This window comes from Mesorhizobium sp. WSM4810, from assembly GCF_055811235.1.
Genome location: NZ_JBVVQV010000001.1, coordinates 380,742 through 395,541, shown reverse-complemented (window position 1 = coordinate 395,541; position 14,800 = coordinate 380,742). Strand labels below are relative to the sequence as shown.

Below are 14,800 nucleotides of genomic sequence, written 5' to 3'. Positions count from 1 at the left end.
AAATGGCCCGCATCACCCTTCGCCAGCTTCTCGACCATGCCGCCGAGCACGGCTATGGCGTTCCGGCATTCAACATCAACAACATGGAACAGGGCCTTGCCATCATGGAGGCGGCCAGGGCCTGCGACGCGCCGGTCATCATCCAGGCCTCGCGCGGCGCCCGCTCCTATGCCAACGACATCATGCTGGCCAAGATGATGGAGGCGTTGACCGAAATGCATCCGGCCATTCCGCTCTGCATCCATCAGGACCACGGCAACAACGAAGCCACCTGCCTTTCGGCGATACGCCACGGCTTCACCTCGGTGATGATGGACGGCTCGTTGATGGCGGATGCCAAGACGCCGGCGAGCTACGACTACAACGTCGCCATCACCGAACGTGTCGCACGCATGGCGCATTGGGTCGGCGCTTCGGTCGAAGGCGAGCTTGGCGTGCTCGGCTCGCTGGAAACCGGCCAGGGCGAGGCCGAGGACGGCCACGGCGCCGAAGGCGCGCTTTCGCACGACCAGCTTTTGACCGATCCCGATCAGGCGGTCGACTTCGTCACCGCCACCCAGGTCGACGCGCTGGCGATCGCCTGCGGCACCTCGCACGGCGCCTACAAATTCAGCCGCAAGCCGGACGGCGGCATCCTCGCCATGCAGGTGATCGAGGCGATCCACGAAAAGCTGCCCAACACGCATCTGGTCATGCATGGCTCTTCCTCGGTGCCGCAGGAACTGCAGGACGTCATCAACCGATATGGCGGCGAGATGCCCCAGACCTTTGGCGTTCCGGTCGAGGAGATCGAGCGCGGCATCCGGTACGGCGTGCGCAAGGTCAACATCGACACCGATTGCCGCATGGCCATGGCCGGGCAGTTCCGCCGAGTCGCGACGGAGGACCCGCGCGAATTCGATCCGCGCAAATTCCTGAAACCCGCCATGGATGCCCTGCGCGACCTTTGCCGCGATCGTTTCGAGCGCTTCGGCACCGCGGGCAACGCCTCGAAGATCAGGGTCATCGCCATGGACGAGATGGCCAAACGTTATGCCGCGGGAAAACTCGACCCGCAAATCGCAACCGCGAAAGCCGCCTGAGCGGCAAACAGGAGACCTGTCATGAACAAGATCGACATGCCGTCAGCTGGCACGCTCAAGGAAGGCAAGGAACGCTACAAGTCGGGCGTCATCCCCTACAAGAAGATGGGCTACTGGGAGCCGGACTACCGGCCCAAGGAGACCGACCTGATCGCCATGTTTCGGATCACGCCGCAGCCAGGCGTCGACCACGAGGAGGCGGCGGCCGCCATCGCCGGTGAATCCTCCACCGCGACATGGACCGTGGTGTGGACCGACAGGCTGACCGCCTGCGAGCTCTACCGCGCCAAGGCGTTCAGATCCGAGCCGGTGCCGAACACCGGTCCCGGCACCAAGACCGAGCAGCAGTACTTCGCCTACATCGCCTACGACCTCGACCTGTTCGAGCCGGGCTCAATCGCCAACCTGACCGCATCGATCATCGGCAACGTGTTCGGCTTCAAGGCAGTCAAGGCCTTGCGGCTCGAGGACATGCGCATCCCGGTGGCTTACCTGAAGACCTTCCAGGGCCCGGCGACCGGCATCGTGGTGGAACGCGAGCGGCTCGACAAGTTCGGCCGGCCGCTGCTCGGCGCGACGACGAAGCCGAAGCTTGGCCTGTCAGGCCGCAACTATGGCCGCGTCGTCTACGAGGCGCTGAAGGGTGGCCTCGACTTCGTCAAGGACGACGAGAACATCAACTCACAGCCGTTCATGCACTGGCGCGACCGCTTCCTCTACTGCATGGAGGCCGTGAACAAGGCGTCGGCCGCCACCGGCGAGGTCAAGGGCCATTATCTCAACGTCACCGCCGGCACGATGGAGGAGATGTACGAGCGCGCCGAATTCGCAAAACAGCTTGGCTCCTGCATCGTCATGATCGACCTGGTCATCGGCTACACGGCGATCCAGTCGATGGCCAAATGGGCACGCCGCAACGACATGATCCTGCACCTGCACCGCGCCGGCAACTCGACCTATTCGCGCCAGAAGAACCACGGCATGAATTTTCGCGTCATCTGCAAATGGATGCGGATGGCCGGCGTCGACCACATCCATGCCGGTACCGTTGTCGGCAAGCTGGAAGGCGACCCGCTGATGATCAAGGGTTTCTATGACACGCTGCGCGAGGAGCGCACGCCGCAGAACCTCGAAACCGGGCTGTTCTTCGACCAGGACTGGGCCTCGCTCAACAAGGTGATGCCCGTCGCCTCGGGTGGCATCCATGCCGGCCAGATGCACCAGCTGATCCATTATCTCGGCGAGGACGTCGTCCTGCAGTTCGGCGGCGGCACGATCGGCCATCCGGACGGCATCCAGGCCGGCGCGACGGCCAATCGCGTCGCGTTGGAGGCGATGATCCTCGCCCGCAACGAGGGCCGCGACTATCTGCGCGAGGGCACCAAAATCCTCGAACAGGCGGCCAGATGGTGCACGCCGCTGAAAGCTGCCCTGGAGACATGGAAGGACGTCACCTTCAACTACGAATCGACCGACACGGCCGACTTCGTGCCAACCGCAACGCCCAGCTTCTAGACGAAAGGAACCGTCGCCATGATGACCAATCCGGGAAACAAGGTCACGCAGGGACAGTTTTCGTTCCTGCCCGACCTGACCGATGAGCAGATTTCGGCGCAGATCAAATACGCGCTGAAAAACCACTGGGCGGTCAGCGTCGAGTACACGGACGATCCGCATCCGCGAAACACCTATTGGGAAATGTACGGCAACCCGATGTTCGACCTGAAGGACCCGGCGGGCATCCTGCTTGAAGTCAACAATTGCCGGAAAGCCATGCCCAACATGTATGTCCGGGTCACCGCCTTCGATTCGAGCAAGGGCTGGGAAGCGCCGCGCATGTCGTTCATCGTCAACCGGCCGCCCAACGAACCCGGGTTCCGGCTGCTGCGCCAGGAGCGCGACGGCCGCAGCCAGGGCTATTCGATCGTGCCTTATGCGACCGACAGGCCCGAAGGCGAGCGGAGCTAGCCGAAACCATGCTGGACGCGATAGCAAAGGGCACTGCCGCGCCGGACGCGCCGGTCGATCTGCAGGCCGAGTTCGAGGCGTCCAACATCGATGAGGTGCTGGGCAAGCTCGACCGCGAACTCGTTGGCCTGAAGCCCATCAAGACCCGCATCCGCGAGATCGCGGCGCTGCTCCTGGTCGACCGGCTTCGCCGCAAGTTCGGCCTGACCTCGGGCGCGCCGACCCTGCACATGAACTTCACCGGAAACCCCGGCACCGGAAAGACCACCGTGGCGCTCAGGATGGCCGAAATCCTGCATCGTCTCGGCTATGTCCGCGAAGGCCACATGGTCGCAGTGACGCGAGACGATCTCGTCGGCCAGTATGTCGGCCACACCGCGCCCAAAACCCGCGAAGTGATCAAGCGCGCCATGGGCGGGGTGCTTTTCATCGACGAGGCCTACTATCTCTACAAGCCCGAGAACGAACGTGACTACGGCCAGGAATCGATCGAGATCCTGCTGCAATGCATGGAAAACAACCGTGACGATCTGGTTGTGATTCTTGCCGGTTACAAGGACAAGATGGACCGCTTCTTCAACAGCAATCCCGGTATGCGCTCGCGCATCGCCCACCACCTCGATTTTCCCGACTACGGCGTCGGCGAGCTCAAATCGATCGCCGAGATCATGCTGGCGGAACAGAATTACCGTCTCAGCGAGGCGGCGGCCAAGGCGCTCGAAGAGTATCTGCCGATCCGCATGCGGCTGCCGCATTTCTCCAACGCTCGCTCGGTCCGCAATGGGCTCGACCGGGCGCGGCTTCGCCAGGCCAACCGGCTTTTCACGTCGCGCGACCGGGCATTGACGAAGACCGACCTTATCACCATTGAAGAATCCGATATTCGCGGCAGCCGCGTGTTCGCGGAAGGCAAGCTCGAAGGCGAACCGGAGACGAAGCCGCGCTGACAAGACGCCGGTTGGCGTGCAGCGATCGAACGCAAGACAGAATGGGAGCCGACCATGGGTACCAAGACAATCATCGCCCCCTCGGTGCTTTCTGCGGATTTCTCGCGGCTCGGCGACGAGGTCGAAGCAGTCGTCCGGGCGGGCGCCGACTGGATCCATCTCGACGTGATGGACGGTCATTTCGTGCCCAACATCACCTTCGGTCCGCCGGTGATCAAGGCGATCCGTGACCGAACCGACAAGGTCTTCGACTGTCACCTGATGATCGCGCCGGCCGACGCCTATCTCGCCGCCTTCGCCGATGCCGGCTGCGACATCATCACCGTGCACGCCGAGGCCGGGCCGCATCTCGACCGTTCGCTGCAGGCGATCAGGAATCTCGGCAAGAAGGCCGGCGTGTCGCTGAACCCGTCGACGCCGGAAAGGGTCATCGAATATGTGCTCGACCGGCTCGATCTGGTGCTTCTGATGACGGTCAATCCGGGTTTCGGCGGCCAGGCTTTCATTCCGGCGGTCGTCGAAAAGGTCAGGCGGGTCAAGGCGCTGATCGGCAATCGCCCGATCGACATCGAGATCGACGGCGGCATCACCCCCGAGACCGCCCCGCTGGTCACCGCGGCCGGCGCCAATGTGCTGGTCGCCGGCTCGGCCATCTTCAAGGGCGGCAGCGAGGCGGCCTATCGCGCCAATATCGGCGCCATCAGGCAGGCAGCCGACGGCGCGATCCGGAAAGCCGCGTAAACCATTTCATCGGAGGACGACATGGGGGCAATCCCACCTGTCTGCGATTTCGGCTGGCAAGCCATCGATGCCGTCTTGCCCGGTGTCGACGGCAAATCGCATTCGATCTTCAGCCATGCCGGCCCGAACGGGCTGGTGGTGGCCTTCATCTGCAACCACTGCCCTTATGTGAAGGCGGTGATTTCACGCATCGTCCGCGATGCCAGCGACCTCAAGCCCGAAGGCATCGGCTTTGTCGCGATCAGCTCCAACGATGCCGACGCCTATCCCGATGATTCCTTCGACAACATGAAGCTCTTCGCCAGGGCGAACGGCTTCACTTTCCCCTACCTCCACGACGAGCGCCAGACGGTGGCGCGTGCCTATGGAGCCGTTTGCACTCCGGATTTCTTCGGGTTCAACAGCGAATTGACGCTGCAATATCGCGGCCGGCTGGACGCGGCGCGGCGCGACGCCGGGCCGCCCGGACTGAGACGCGACCTTTTCGAGGCGATGAGGCAGATTGCCCGAACCGGCGACGGACCGCTGGACCAGATCGCTTCGATCGGCTGCTCGATCAAGTGGAAGGATGCTGCATGAACGTCGGCGCAGGCAGGCGGTTTCGATCGCCAAAAGCGATCCTGTTCGATCTCGACGGCACGCTGGTCGATTCGGCGCCCGATATAACCGCCGCCGTCAACGAGCTGCTGGCCGGCCGCGATCTGTCGCCGCTGCGCCTGGAACAGGTCAGGGCGATGATCGGCGGCGGCGTCAGGAAACTGATCGAGCGAGCCTTCGCGGCATCCGGCGCGCCGCTCCTCGGCTGCGCGCTCGATGAAGCCAACCGTGCCATGGCGCCGATCTACCGCAGGCATCTGACCGGCCTGACGACACTGATGCCTGGTGTCAGGGAGGTTCTCACCCACTTCCACTTGAGCGGAATAGCGATGGGCGTGGTGACCAACAAGCCGCAGCTGGCGGCTCGCGAAATCCTGCTGCATTTCGGGCTGACGGAGCATCTCGGCGCGATCGTCGGCGGAGACGCGGTAACTTGCCTGAAACCGGCGCCCGACGCTCTGCTACTGGCGCTCGACCAGCTTCAGGTCGAGCCTCGTGACGCACTGATGGTCGGAGACAGCGGCGCCGACGTGGCCGCCGCCCGCGCCGCCGGCATGCCGGCTATCCTGCTGCGTGGCGGCTACACCCAAATTGCCGTTGAAGCGCTTGGCGCCGACCTGGTTTGCGACGGCCTGCTCGACCTGCCTTCCGCCATGCGCAGGCTGCAAGACGCCGCTTGACCGGCGCCAACCAGTGCGGGCGCCGGCCGAACGCAGTTTGCGAACGGCCGGCGAAGTCGCGTTACTTCTGCGGAAAAACCGGGTTATTTGGAGTATTGCTTCAGATAGGCGATGACGTTGGCGAGATCCTCGTCCTTCTTGAGACCGGGAAACGCCATCTTCGTACCTTTGATCATGCCCTTCGGGTCGCGAAGATAATTCGTCAGCGTGGCTTCGTCCCATTTGACGCCGGATTTGCCCGCCTCGGCCATCGGTTTGGAATATTTGAACCCCGGATGCGTGCCGGCCGTCCGGCCGATAACGCCGCTCAATGACGGGCCGATCTTGTTCTTGTCCTCGTCGACGACGTGGCAGGCCTTGCACTTGGCGAAGACCTTCTCACCCGCCGCGGCATCCTGTGCCTGCGATTGGTTTGTAATAAACGTCGCAACGGACACGACGGCGAAAAATGCGACTGCACGCATGGCATTTCCTCATTGATCGTCAAGGTGCCCTGGACGATTAGCGCATGCCTTTGTCTGATCATCGGCATGCATCGTTTTATGCAGAGCGAAAACGTCTCCCTTGTGGAGTTGCAGCGCCTGCACCCTGGAAGCTACCCGGCAGATGAGCGATGTCAACCATGCAGATCATTCAGACAAGGGCGCGTCCAAGTCGTATTGGCGACTGTCGACGTCGGCGCTGCCCCTCACCCGCCTGCCGGCACCTTCTCCTAGAGTGACGGGGCGAAGGGGGCTGGCCGCACCGTCGGCGCCCTTCTGCGACGCTGGAGATTGGCGAAATCATTTGCAAAGGCGTCTTTCTCCCCGTCACTATACGGGGAGAAATGCCCGGCAGGGCAATGAGGGGCAGCGCAAACGGACTCGATTGTCTTGCAGGTAGTTTCAACTCGGCTCCGGTAGACCCAATCCATTCGCCGTTGTTGACGGCCATCTGGCGAACGCGTAGCCTCAAACCATTCCGGTTTTCCATGGGCACCTCGGGACTCCGGCAGCTGGTGATTTTGTCCAGGCTCGCGGATCGGGCCGGATTTCGCCAAAGCGGGCGTCTTCAAGCGCGCAAGAGGTGCTGAATGGATATGGTCGACCTCATCTTGACGGTTTGCCTGATTGCCAATCCGGGCAATTGCCGAGACGAACATCTCTATTTCGAGAGCCGCGGTTCTCTGTTCCAATGCATGATGCTGGCGCCCACCGAAATCGCGAAATGGGCGCCGGATCACCCGACCCTCAAGGTCAAGCGCTGGAAATGCGCTTTGCCGAACAAAGACCGTGCGATCTGATCGGCGCCCCGGCCCGTTATGGCCCCGGGAGGAGACATCATCATGATTTCGCGTCGAGGAACGCTCCGGCTGGCGGCTCTTGGAACGGCCGCGGCGCTTGTCCCAAAGCCCTCATTCGCCACGAACAGGATTCGCATCGGTGTGCTGAAATTCGGCACCGTGAGCTGGCCTCTTGACACGCTGAAGCACCACAGATTCGACGGAGCCAACGGTATCGATCTGGAGGTCGTCGATTTCGCCGGCGAGGATGCAACCAACGTCGCCTTGCTGGCCGGCGCGATCGACATGATCGTCTCCGACTGGCTGTGGGTCTCGCGCCAGCGCTCCGAAGGCGTCGACCTCACATTGGTCCCCTATTCGACCGCCGTCGGGGCGATCATGGTGAAGGAGGGAGCGCCGATCCGCACGATCTCCGATCTCAGGGAAAAAAAGCTCGGCGTCGCCGGCGGACCTCTCGATAAAAGCTGGCTGCTGATCCAGGCGCTGGCCAGACGCGATCACGGCCTCGACCTGCCGGCAACCAGCGACATCGTCTTTGGCGCGCCGCCGCTGATTTCGGAAAAGGCGATGCAGGGCGAGCTCGATGCGGTGCTCAATTTCTGGCATTTTTGCGCCCGCCTCGAGGCCAACGGCTTTCGTCGGCTGATCGGCGCCGACGCTGCGGCGAGAGCGCTCGGGGCCTCGGGCGCCGTATCGGCGCTCGGCTATGTCTTTCATGACAAATGGGCGAACGAACATCCGGACGCTATCGCGGGCTTCATCAAGGCTTCGGCGCAGTCCAAGGACTTGCTGGCCCGATCCGACGATGAGTGGCTGCGCCTTGCGCCTGATATCCGCGCGCAAGGCGAGGAACTGGCAAGACTGCGTGACCGCTATCGCGAAGGCATTCCCAGACGCCCGGTCGCCGAGGATGCGGCCGACGCCGGCAAGCTCTATCGTGTGCTGGCCGAGATCGGCGGCGAAAAGCTGGTCGGCCGCGCGCCCGAGATGGCGCCCGGCACGTTCTGGCAGGTACCCCCGCAATGAGCGCACCTGACACCGGCGATCGCCCGCCTGGCGCTGCGGCCGGCATGTCCAGCCAAGCCGGCCTGGCAGCGGCGCTGACACCGGTGCTGACGGTGGCGGCCTCTCTGCTCGGGCTTGGCCTGCTGTGGGGCCTTGCGGCAAATGCCTGGCCGAGCCGTGCCTTTCCAGGGCCGGGAATGGTCTGGCAGGTGCTGCTCGCAGAGGCGGCGAACGGCGAACTTTTCTACCATCTCGGCGCGACGCTCGGCCGGGTTGCCGCGGCATATGTCGTCGCGATGGTTGTTGGCTCGGTCATCGGCGTCCTCCTCGGCAGCCACCGCCGCGCAGACCGGTTCTTCGCTCCCTGGGTGGTTCTGTTCCTCAACATTCCCGCGCTGGTGGTCATAGTGCTTGCCTACATCTGGTTCGGCCTCAACGAAGCGGCGGCGATTGGCGCGGTTGCCGTCAACAAGATCCCGAATGTCGTGGTGACGATGCGCGAGGGCGCCAGGGCGCTTGATCCGAGTTACGCCGAAATGGCCGCCGTCTACCGCTTCGGTCTCCTCGACCGCGCCCGCCATGTCCTGCTGCCGCAACTGCAGCCCTATCTTGCCGCCGCCTCACGATCCGGCATCGCTCTCATCTGGAAGATCGTCCTGGTGGTCGAGCTGCTCGGCCGCTCCAACGGCGTCGGCTTCCAGATCTATCTTTATTTCCAGCTCTTCGACGTCGCCGCCATCCTTGCCTACACCCTGGCTTTCGTGGCGGTGATGCTTGTCATCGAACTCTTTCTGGTGCAGCCCGTTGAACGACATGCAACCCGTTGGCGCCGTCGTCCCGCTTAGGGTCGACATCGCCGAAAAGACTTTCAGGTCCGCGCAAGGCGTCTCGATCACGGCGCTCCAGGACCTTTCTTTCGAGGTCCGGCAAGGCGAATTCGCCTGCTTGCTGGGGCCGTCCGGCTGCGGCAAGACCACGACGCTGCGCATCCTGCTTGGGTTGGACAAGGACTTTTCCGGCTCGTTCCAACTGCCTGAAGGCGGCTCCAACCGGATCGCCGCCGTATTCCAGGAGCCGGTCTTGCTGCCGTGGCGGACGGTGGAGCAGAATGTCAGGCTGGCGCTGCCGAAAAGCCTGAGAACGAAGAACCTTGACGGGCTGTTCGACACGCTCGGCCTCGCCGGCATGCGCTCGCTCTATCCGGCCGAGCTTTCGCTCGGCCTTGCACGCAGGGCAGCGCTTGCCAGGGCCTTCGCCACCGAACCGGCGGTGCTGTTCCTGGACGAACCCTTTGCCTCACTCGACGAACGGACCGCCGAGCGGCTTCGGCACCTGCTTTTGACCGTGTGGTCGGCGCGGCCCACGACCGCCCTGATGGTAACCCACAATCTGCGCGAGGCCCTGATGCTGTCGGACCGCATCATCGTGCTCGCGCAGCGGCCGGCCCATGTGCTCGGCATGTTCGACGTAAGGCTGCCGCGGCACTATCGCAATCCACAGGTGATGAGCGACCTTTTACGGTCGTTCCAGCAAAAATTTCCGGGCGTGGCCTGATCGCCTTACAGTTCGGAATTGGGAGGAAGCCATGCCGATCGACAGGATACGACGCAAGCTTGTGAACGGCTTCGCCTGCACCGCGGTCAGCGCCGCGATGCTGCCCTGTTGCCTCGGGCGGGCCGCTGTCGCCGCAGCCTATGGCCTTGAATTCAAGCTCAGGAAAGTCGCCGACGGCGTCTTCGCTTTCCAGGGCGTCGATGAATTGATGAGCGCCGCCAACCAGGGCGCGATCTCCAACCTCGGCGTCGTCGTCGGCGCCGACGCCGTCGCCGTCATCGACAGCGGCGGCAGCCTGATCGAGGCGAACGCCCTCATCGCCGAAATAGGCAAGATAAGCGCCAAGCCGGTCCGCTACCTGATCAACACCCACATGCACCCCGACCATGTCTTCGGCAACGCGGCGTTCCGGCAGATCGGCGCCACCATCGTCGGCCACCACAATCTGCCGCGTGCCCTCGAGGCGCGCGGCGCCTTCTACCTGCAGAGCTTTCGCGAACAGATCGGCGGCGCGCTTATCAAAGGGATCGAGATCATACCGCCGACGATGCTGGTCGACGATCGCCTGCAGCTCGACCTTGGCGGACGCGTGCTCGAATTGCAGGCATGGAAGGCGGCTCACACCGACAACGACCTGACCGTCTTCGATAGCGCGACCCGCACGCTGTTTGCCGGCGATCTGGTTTTCATCGGTTCCTTGCCGACGCTCGACGGATCGCTGCTCGGCTGGCTCCGCCAGATGGACGCGCTCGCCGCGATCGGCGCGGTGCGCGCCGTGCCGGGTCACGGCCCGGTGCCGGCCGACTGGCCGGCGGCGCTGACGGGAGAGCGGCGCTATTTCGAAATTCTGGCGCGCGATATTCGCAAGGCGATCGCCGACGGGACGCCGCTCCGCGACGCCGTCAAGACCGCCGGCGCAAGCGAACGGAGCAATTGGCATCTGTTCGACGAATACAACGAGCGCAATGCAACAGCCGCCTTTGCCGAACTCGAATGGGAATAGATCACAGCGACAAGCGCTGTGGATCGATTTGCCAACGCATCGTCAAGGGTCTATCCTCGACATCGGCCTGGGCACCACCTCTCTGACATTGGTAGAGGCATCGAAATGCAGAACCACGCTTACCGGAGCCGGCAGCTCGGCTTGCCGCTGGCAGCCGTCTTCGCCGCGATCATCCTGGCCATCGGCGCGCTCTTTGGCGCCTCCGGCGCCGCCAACGCCCAGCAGACAACCGCCTCTTCGGACAGGATCTGGCAGGATCTGAAAGGCGACGTGTTCGGCGATCGGGCAATTCTGGTCGATAGCGGCGTCGTCAGGATCGAGGCGCCGAAGCGGGCGCAGGATGCCGCCATCGTGCCTGTCGACATCTATATCGACCCGACCAAGGCGCCCGCCGGCATCAAATCCGTCACCTTGATCATCGACGTCAATCCAGCGCCGGTCGCGGCGACGTTCGAGATCGGCAAGGACGCCGGTGTGACACATCTGTCGACGCGCGTGCGCGTCGACGACTATTCCTATCTGCGTGCCATAGCAGAGACGCAGGGCGGCGAGCTTCACATGGCCCAGACCTTCGTCAAGGCGTCAGGCGGATGCTCCGCCCCGGCGCTCAAGAACCAGGACGAAGCGATGGCAACGATGGGACAGATGAAGCTGCGCCAATTCCCGCCGCAAGAGACGATGACAAAGGCGCAGGAATTGCAGCTGATGATCCGCCACCCGAACAATTCGGGCCTGCAGCGCAACCCCTTGACCCAGTATTTCATCCCCGCGCATTTCGTTCAGAAACTGTCGGTCTCGCAGGCAGACCGGCTGATCCTGTCGATGGAAGGGGGATATCGATTTCGGAAGATCCCAATTTCCGGTTCGATTTCACCGCGCACGGCACTGGCCAAATCCAGGTCGAAGCGATCGATACGGACGGCAAGGTATTTCGCAATCAATGGCCGCTGGAGGCTACGGGGCTTTGAAGCCTCGAATCCGCATGCAGCCGCCGTCGGCGGTCTTACACGGCGTCTAAAAGCAGCGCACGTCGGCTTCCGCCTGCGCGCGTTTCAGTCCCGTGCTTGCGGCTTTTGCCGGCGCGCTTTCGCGGAACAGTCCCGAACGCTCCCCAGTCGTCAGCGACATGCTCTTGAAGGTCTCGGCCCTTTCATAATCCTCGAATGGAAGGATCGAGGCGATGACGTCGATCGAGCAGGAACAGCTCTCCAGCGCCCGACGTGTCTGGCCATTCGTCTGCATGCAGCCGAGCACATAGTCGACAACCGTCACCGTCGGATAATCTGAGGCGGCGCCGGCCGGATTGGCGAAGGCCAGGGCCGACGTGAGCAACAGCGGCAAGCTCGAAAAGCCGACATATCTGATCATGGGGAACCTCCGATTGGCCCGGAACGTGACAGATCGAGCCCAATGGATCGAGACGGATCACCGCACCAGTTGGCCTCCTGTCGCCACGCCCGTCAAGTTCTCATGCAGGCCATATAGTACCAAAGGACAGGGCCGTCCCGGCCGGCAAAAGGCCTCCCCGACAGCACGAACATCGGCTCCGAATCCTGGTGCTGAGCTTGATTTCAGGTCTCCTCCACTATCGCCAGAGGGAGCGACGCACGCATACTTAAAATCATACGATCCAGCGAATATTCCCAAATAAAAATCAATACATTTCGCCCAAAAAATACGTAAAACTGAACCACTTATATAAATCGCGCTTCATCCACAGTCGATCAATAGCTTTCAGTCCGGATTTTTTCATATCTATTTCTCTATATTGCAGTGCAACATAGATGGAAGTGATTTTTCTTGCCTTCCTTCTGGGGATGACATAGCTTCATCCTGTTTCCGGCTTCAAGGGCGTCACCGTCAATTAGGGAGCGGCGACAGTCTTTCGTAGGCCAGGTGGGATGGGCAGTAACGGTGCCCTCTGCTCATTCGGCTTAGGTCGTGACACGCTGCCGGAAATACTTCCCCCACATGAATCGCTTGGGCAAGCCCTGGTGGGCTCAACGGACGATTCGTCATTGTGCACCCTGGGAGGACTTTGATGCGTGTATTAGCGAAAACTGCCTACCTACTAACGACCGCGGCGCTCATGTCGTTCGGCGCGGTCCACATGACGTCGGCCAATGAAGAACTGATGAAAATGGCCGAGAATCCCAAGGACTGGGTGATGCAGACGGGTGACTACGCCAACACCCGCTTTTCCAAGCTCAACCAGATCACCAAGGACAATGTGAAGAACCTGCAGGTCAAGTGGACCTTCTCCACTGGCGTGCTGCGCGGCCATGAAGGCGGGCCGCTGGTCATCGGCGATGTGATGTATGTCCACGCGCCGTTCCCCAACACCGTCTATGCTCTCGATCTCAAGAATGACGGAAAGATCCTCTGGAAATACGAGCCCAAGCAAGACCCGAATGTTATTGGCATCATGTGCTGCGACACGGTCAACCGTGGCGTTGCCTATGGTGACGGCAAGATCATCCTCAACCAGGCCGACACCACCGTCGTGGCGCTCGATGCCAAGTCCGGCAAAGTCGTCTGGACGGTCAAGAACGGCGATCAGATCGACGGCGGAAAGGGCGAATCCGGCACGTCGGCGCCTGTGGTCGTCAAGGACAAGGTTATCGTCGGCATCTCCGGCGCCGAATATGGTGTTCGCGGCCACCTCTCGGCCTACAATCTTTCGGATGGCAAGCTTGCCTGGCGGGCCTATTCGACGGGACCCGATGCAGAAACCCTGATCGATCCCGAAAAGACCACCCATCTCGGCAAACCGGTCGGCGCGGACTCGGGCACGAACACCTGGGAAGGCGAGCAGTGGAAGACCGGTGGCGGCACGACTTGGGGATGGTACGCCTATGATCCCAAGCTTAACCTGATCTACTACGGCACCGGCAATCCATCGACCTGGAACCCGGTCCAGAGGCCGGGCGACAATCGCTGGTCGATGACGATCATGGCTCGCGATGCGGATACCGGGATGGCCAAGTGGCTTTACCAGATGACCCCGCATGACGAGTGGGATTATGACGGCGTCAACGAGATGATCCTTGTCGACGGCATGGACATCAAGGGCGCCAAGCGCGATGTGCTGGTGCATTTCGACCGCAATGGCTTTGCCTACACCATGGATCGCGCCAATGGCGAGCTTCTCGTCGCCAAGAAATACGATCCGGCGGTGAACTGGGCGACGGAAGTCAACATGGACCCCAGCAGCGACCAGTACGGCCGCCCGCAGGTGGTGGCCAAATATTCGACCCAGCAGAACGGCGAAGACACCAACTCGACGGGCATCTGCCCGGCCGCGCTTGGAACCAAGGACCAGCAGCCGGCGACCTATTCGCCGAAGACCGGTCTGTTCTACGTGCCGACAAACCATGTCTGCATGGACTATGAGCCCTACAAGGTGAGCTACACCGCCGGTCAGCCTTACGTGGGCGCCACCGTGTCGATGTATCCTCCCCCTGGAGCCGACCACATGGGCAACTTCATTGCCTGGGATGCTGCCAAGGGCGAGATCGTCTGGTCCAAGCCCGAGAAATTCTCGGTCTGGTCGGGCGCGCTGGCGACCGACGGCGACGTGGTCTTCTACGGCACGCTCGAGGGCTACATCAAGGCAGTCGATCATGACGGCAATGAACTCTACAAGTTCAAGACCCCGTCCGGCATCATCGGCAACATCACGGCCTACGAGCATGGCGGCAAGCAGTACATCGCCGTTCTGTCCGGCGTCGGCGGATGGGCCGGTATCGGTCTGGCAGGCGGACTGCTTTCGCCCGACAACGCCGCTGCCTGGCATGGCGCCGTCGATCAGGGCCGTGCGCAAGGCGATGAGGCTGCGGTCGTTGGGACTGCTGGTCTGGGCGCGGTCGGTGGCTACGCAGCACTTGCCGACTACACGACGCTGGGTGGCCAGCTCACCGTCTTCGGCCTCCCGGACTGAT

General features: G+C 62.4%; 15 protein-coding genes and 1 pseudogene. 14 read left to right on the top strand and 2 right to left on the bottom strand.

Annotated elements, in window-relative coordinates:
• Positions 1-2: 2 nt before the first annotated feature.
• Genes fba through gph form a run of 7 tightly spaced genes read left to right on the top strand, consistent with a single transcriptional unit; the run spans position 3 to position 6,015 of the window.
• A complete protein-coding gene (gene fba, locus AC0L3O_RS01895) occupies positions 3-1,082 on the top strand; it encodes a class II fructose-bisphosphate aldolase (protein ID WP_287076246.1) in 1,080 nt (359 codons plus the stop codon).
• Positions 1,083-1,103: 21 nt separating this feature from the next.
• Entirely contained in the window at positions 1,104-2,597 is a 1,494-nt protein-coding gene (locus AC0L3O_RS01890; protein WP_023797691.1) for a ribulose-bisphosphate carboxylase large subunit, read from the top strand.
• 18 nt (positions 2,598-2,615) lie between these two features.
• Positions 2,616-3,050, top strand: a complete 435-nt coding sequence (locus tag AC0L3O_RS01885; protein WP_023797690.1) for a ribulose bisphosphate carboxylase small subunit — start codon at positions 2,616-2,618, stop codon at positions 3,048-3,050.
• Positions 3,051-3,058: 8 nt separating this feature from the next.
• A complete protein-coding gene (cbbX, locus tag AC0L3O_RS01880; protein WP_023797689.1) occupies positions 3,059-3,997 on the top strand; it encodes a CbbX protein in 939 nt (312 codons plus the stop codon).
• Between the two features lie 54 nt (positions 3,998-4,051).
• On the top strand, positions 4,052-4,738 hold the full coding sequence (gene rpe / locus AC0L3O_RS01875) for a ribulose-phosphate 3-epimerase (RefSeq protein WP_473614630.1): 687 nt from the start codon (positions 4,052-4,054) through the stop codon (positions 4,736-4,738).
• A 21-nt stretch (positions 4,739-4,759) separates the two neighbouring features.
• Positions 4,760-5,317, top strand: a complete 558-nt coding sequence (locus AC0L3O_RS01870) for a thioredoxin family protein (protein ID WP_473534467.1) — start codon at positions 4,760-4,762, stop codon at positions 5,315-5,317.
• Positions 5,314-6,015 (top strand): phosphoglycolate phosphatase, encoded by a 702-nt coding sequence (gene gph, locus AC0L3O_RS01865; protein WP_473534466.1) that lies wholly within the window; start codon positions 5,314-5,316, stop codon positions 6,013-6,015. Before AC0L3O_RS01870 ends, gph begins: the two co-directional genes overlap by 4 nt.
• Positions 6,016-6,098: 83 nt before the next feature.
• Here gph and AC0L3O_RS01860 read toward each other — a convergent pair whose 3' ends face one another.
• Positions 6,099-6,479: a c-type cytochrome gene (locus tag AC0L3O_RS01860; RefSeq protein ID WP_027151302.1), complete on the bottom strand. Its 381-nt coding sequence runs from the start codon at positions 6,477-6,479 to the stop codon at positions 6,099-6,101.
• A gap of 608 nt (positions 6,480-7,087) precedes the next feature.
• Between AC0L3O_RS01860 and AC0L3O_RS01855 the strand changes: the two genes are divergently transcribed.
• The 6 genes and pseudogenes from AC0L3O_RS01855 (at position 7,088) to AC0L3O_RS01830 (ending at position 11,827) form a co-directional block, all read left to right on the top strand.
• A complete protein-coding gene (locus tag AC0L3O_RS01855) occupies positions 7,088-7,297 on the top strand; it encodes a hypothetical protein (RefSeq protein ID WP_473534465.1) in 210 nt (69 codons plus the stop codon).
• A gap of 39 nt (positions 7,298-7,336) precedes the next feature.
• Entirely contained in the window at positions 7,337-8,323 is a 987-nt protein-coding gene (locus tag AC0L3O_RS01850; RefSeq protein ID WP_473614733.1) for an ABC transporter substrate-binding protein, read from the top strand.
• A 44-nt stretch (positions 8,324-8,367) separates the two neighbouring features.
• Positions 8,368-9,147 (top strand): ABC transporter permease, encoded by a 780-nt coding sequence (locus AC0L3O_RS01845; RefSeq protein WP_473534498.1) that lies wholly within the window; start codon positions 8,368-8,370, stop codon positions 9,145-9,147.
• Positions 9,116-9,856 (top strand): ABC transporter ATP-binding protein, encoded by a 741-nt coding sequence (locus AC0L3O_RS01840; RefSeq protein ID WP_036261082.1) that lies wholly within the window; start codon positions 9,116-9,118, stop codon positions 9,854-9,856. The genes AC0L3O_RS01845 and AC0L3O_RS01840 overlap by 32 nt, the downstream gene beginning before the upstream one ends.
• Positions 9,857-9,887: 31 nt before the next feature.
• Positions 9,888-10,859 carry a quinoprotein relay system zinc metallohydrolase 2 gene (locus tag AC0L3O_RS01835; RefSeq protein ID WP_473534464.1) on the top strand — a complete coding sequence of 324 codons (972 nt, stop codon included), beginning with the start codon at positions 9,888-9,890 and terminating at the stop codon, positions 10,857-10,859.
• A gap of 105 nt (positions 10,860-10,964) precedes the next feature.
• Positions 10,965-11,827 (top strand): annotated as a pseudogene (locus AC0L3O_RS01830) (quinoprotein dehydrogenase-associated SoxYZ-like carrier).
• Positions 11,828-11,873: 46 nt separating this feature from the next.
• Here AC0L3O_RS01830 and AC0L3O_RS01825 read toward each other — a convergent pair.
• Positions 11,874-12,227 (bottom strand): hypothetical protein, encoded by a 354-nt coding sequence (locus AC0L3O_RS01825; protein ID WP_023797678.1) that lies wholly within the window; start codon positions 12,225-12,227, stop codon positions 11,874-11,876.
• Positions 12,228-12,900: 673 nt separating this feature from the next.
• On the opposite strand from AC0L3O_RS01825, the gene AC0L3O_RS01820 reads away from it, so the two are divergent.
• A complete protein-coding gene (locus tag AC0L3O_RS01820) occupies positions 12,901-14,799 on the top strand; it encodes a methanol/ethanol family PQQ-dependent dehydrogenase (RefSeq protein WP_353685229.1) in 1,899 nt (632 codons plus the stop codon).
• The last annotated feature ends 1 nt before the right edge of the window (position 14,800 follow it).

Excerpts from the sequence above, each read along its gene's own strand:
- AC0L3O_RS01835 (WP_473534464.1), top strand. The coding sequence starts at position 9,888 with ATGCCGATCGACAGGATACGACGCAAGCTTGTGAACGGCTTCGCCTGC.
- AC0L3O_RS01845 (WP_473534498.1), top strand. The coding sequence starts at position 8,368 with ATGTCCAGCCAAGCCGGCCTGGCAGCGGCGCTGACACCGGTGCTGACG.
- AC0L3O_RS01890 (WP_023797691.1), top strand. The coding sequence starts at position 1,104 with ATGAACAAGATCGACATGCCGTCAGCTGGCACGCTCAAGGAAGGCAAG.
- fba (WP_287076246.1), top strand. The coding sequence starts at position 3 with ATGGCCCGCATCACCCTTCGCCAGCTTCTCGACCATGCCGCCGAGCAC.
- AC0L3O_RS01860 (WP_027151302.1), bottom strand. The coding sequence starts at position 6,479 with ATGCGTGCAGTCGCATTTTTCGCCGTCGTGTCCGTTGCGACGTTTATT.
- AC0L3O_RS01855 (WP_473534465.1), top strand. The coding sequence starts at position 7,088 with ATGGATATGGTCGACCTCATCTTGACGGTTTGCCTGATTGCCAATCCG.
- AC0L3O_RS01820 (WP_353685229.1), top strand. The coding sequence starts at position 12,901 with ATGCGTGTATTAGCGAAAACTGCCTACCTACTAACGACCGCGGCGCTC.
- AC0L3O_RS01840 (WP_036261082.1), top strand. The coding sequence starts at position 9,116 with ATGCAACCCGTTGGCGCCGTCGTCCCGCTTAGGGTCGACATCGCCGAA.
- cbbX (WP_023797689.1), top strand. The coding sequence starts at position 3,059 with ATGCTGGACGCGATAGCAAAGGGCACTGCCGCGCCGGACGCGCCGGTC.
- AC0L3O_RS01885 (WP_023797690.1), top strand. The coding sequence starts at position 2,616 with ATGATGACCAATCCGGGAAACAAGGTCACGCAGGGACAGTTTTCGTTC.
- AC0L3O_RS01870 (WP_473534467.1), top strand. The coding sequence starts at position 4,760 with ATGGGGGCAATCCCACCTGTCTGCGATTTCGGCTGGCAAGCCATCGAT.
- gph (WP_473534466.1), top strand. The coding sequence starts at position 5,314 with ATGAACGTCGGCGCAGGCAGGCGGTTTCGATCGCCAAAAGCGATCCTG.
- rpe (WP_473614630.1), top strand. The coding sequence starts at position 4,052 with ATGGGTACCAAGACAATCATCGCCCCCTCGGTGCTTTCTGCGGATTTC.
- AC0L3O_RS01825 (WP_023797678.1), bottom strand. The coding sequence starts at position 12,227 with ATGATCAGATATGTCGGCTTTTCGAGCTTGCCGCTGTTGCTCACGTCG.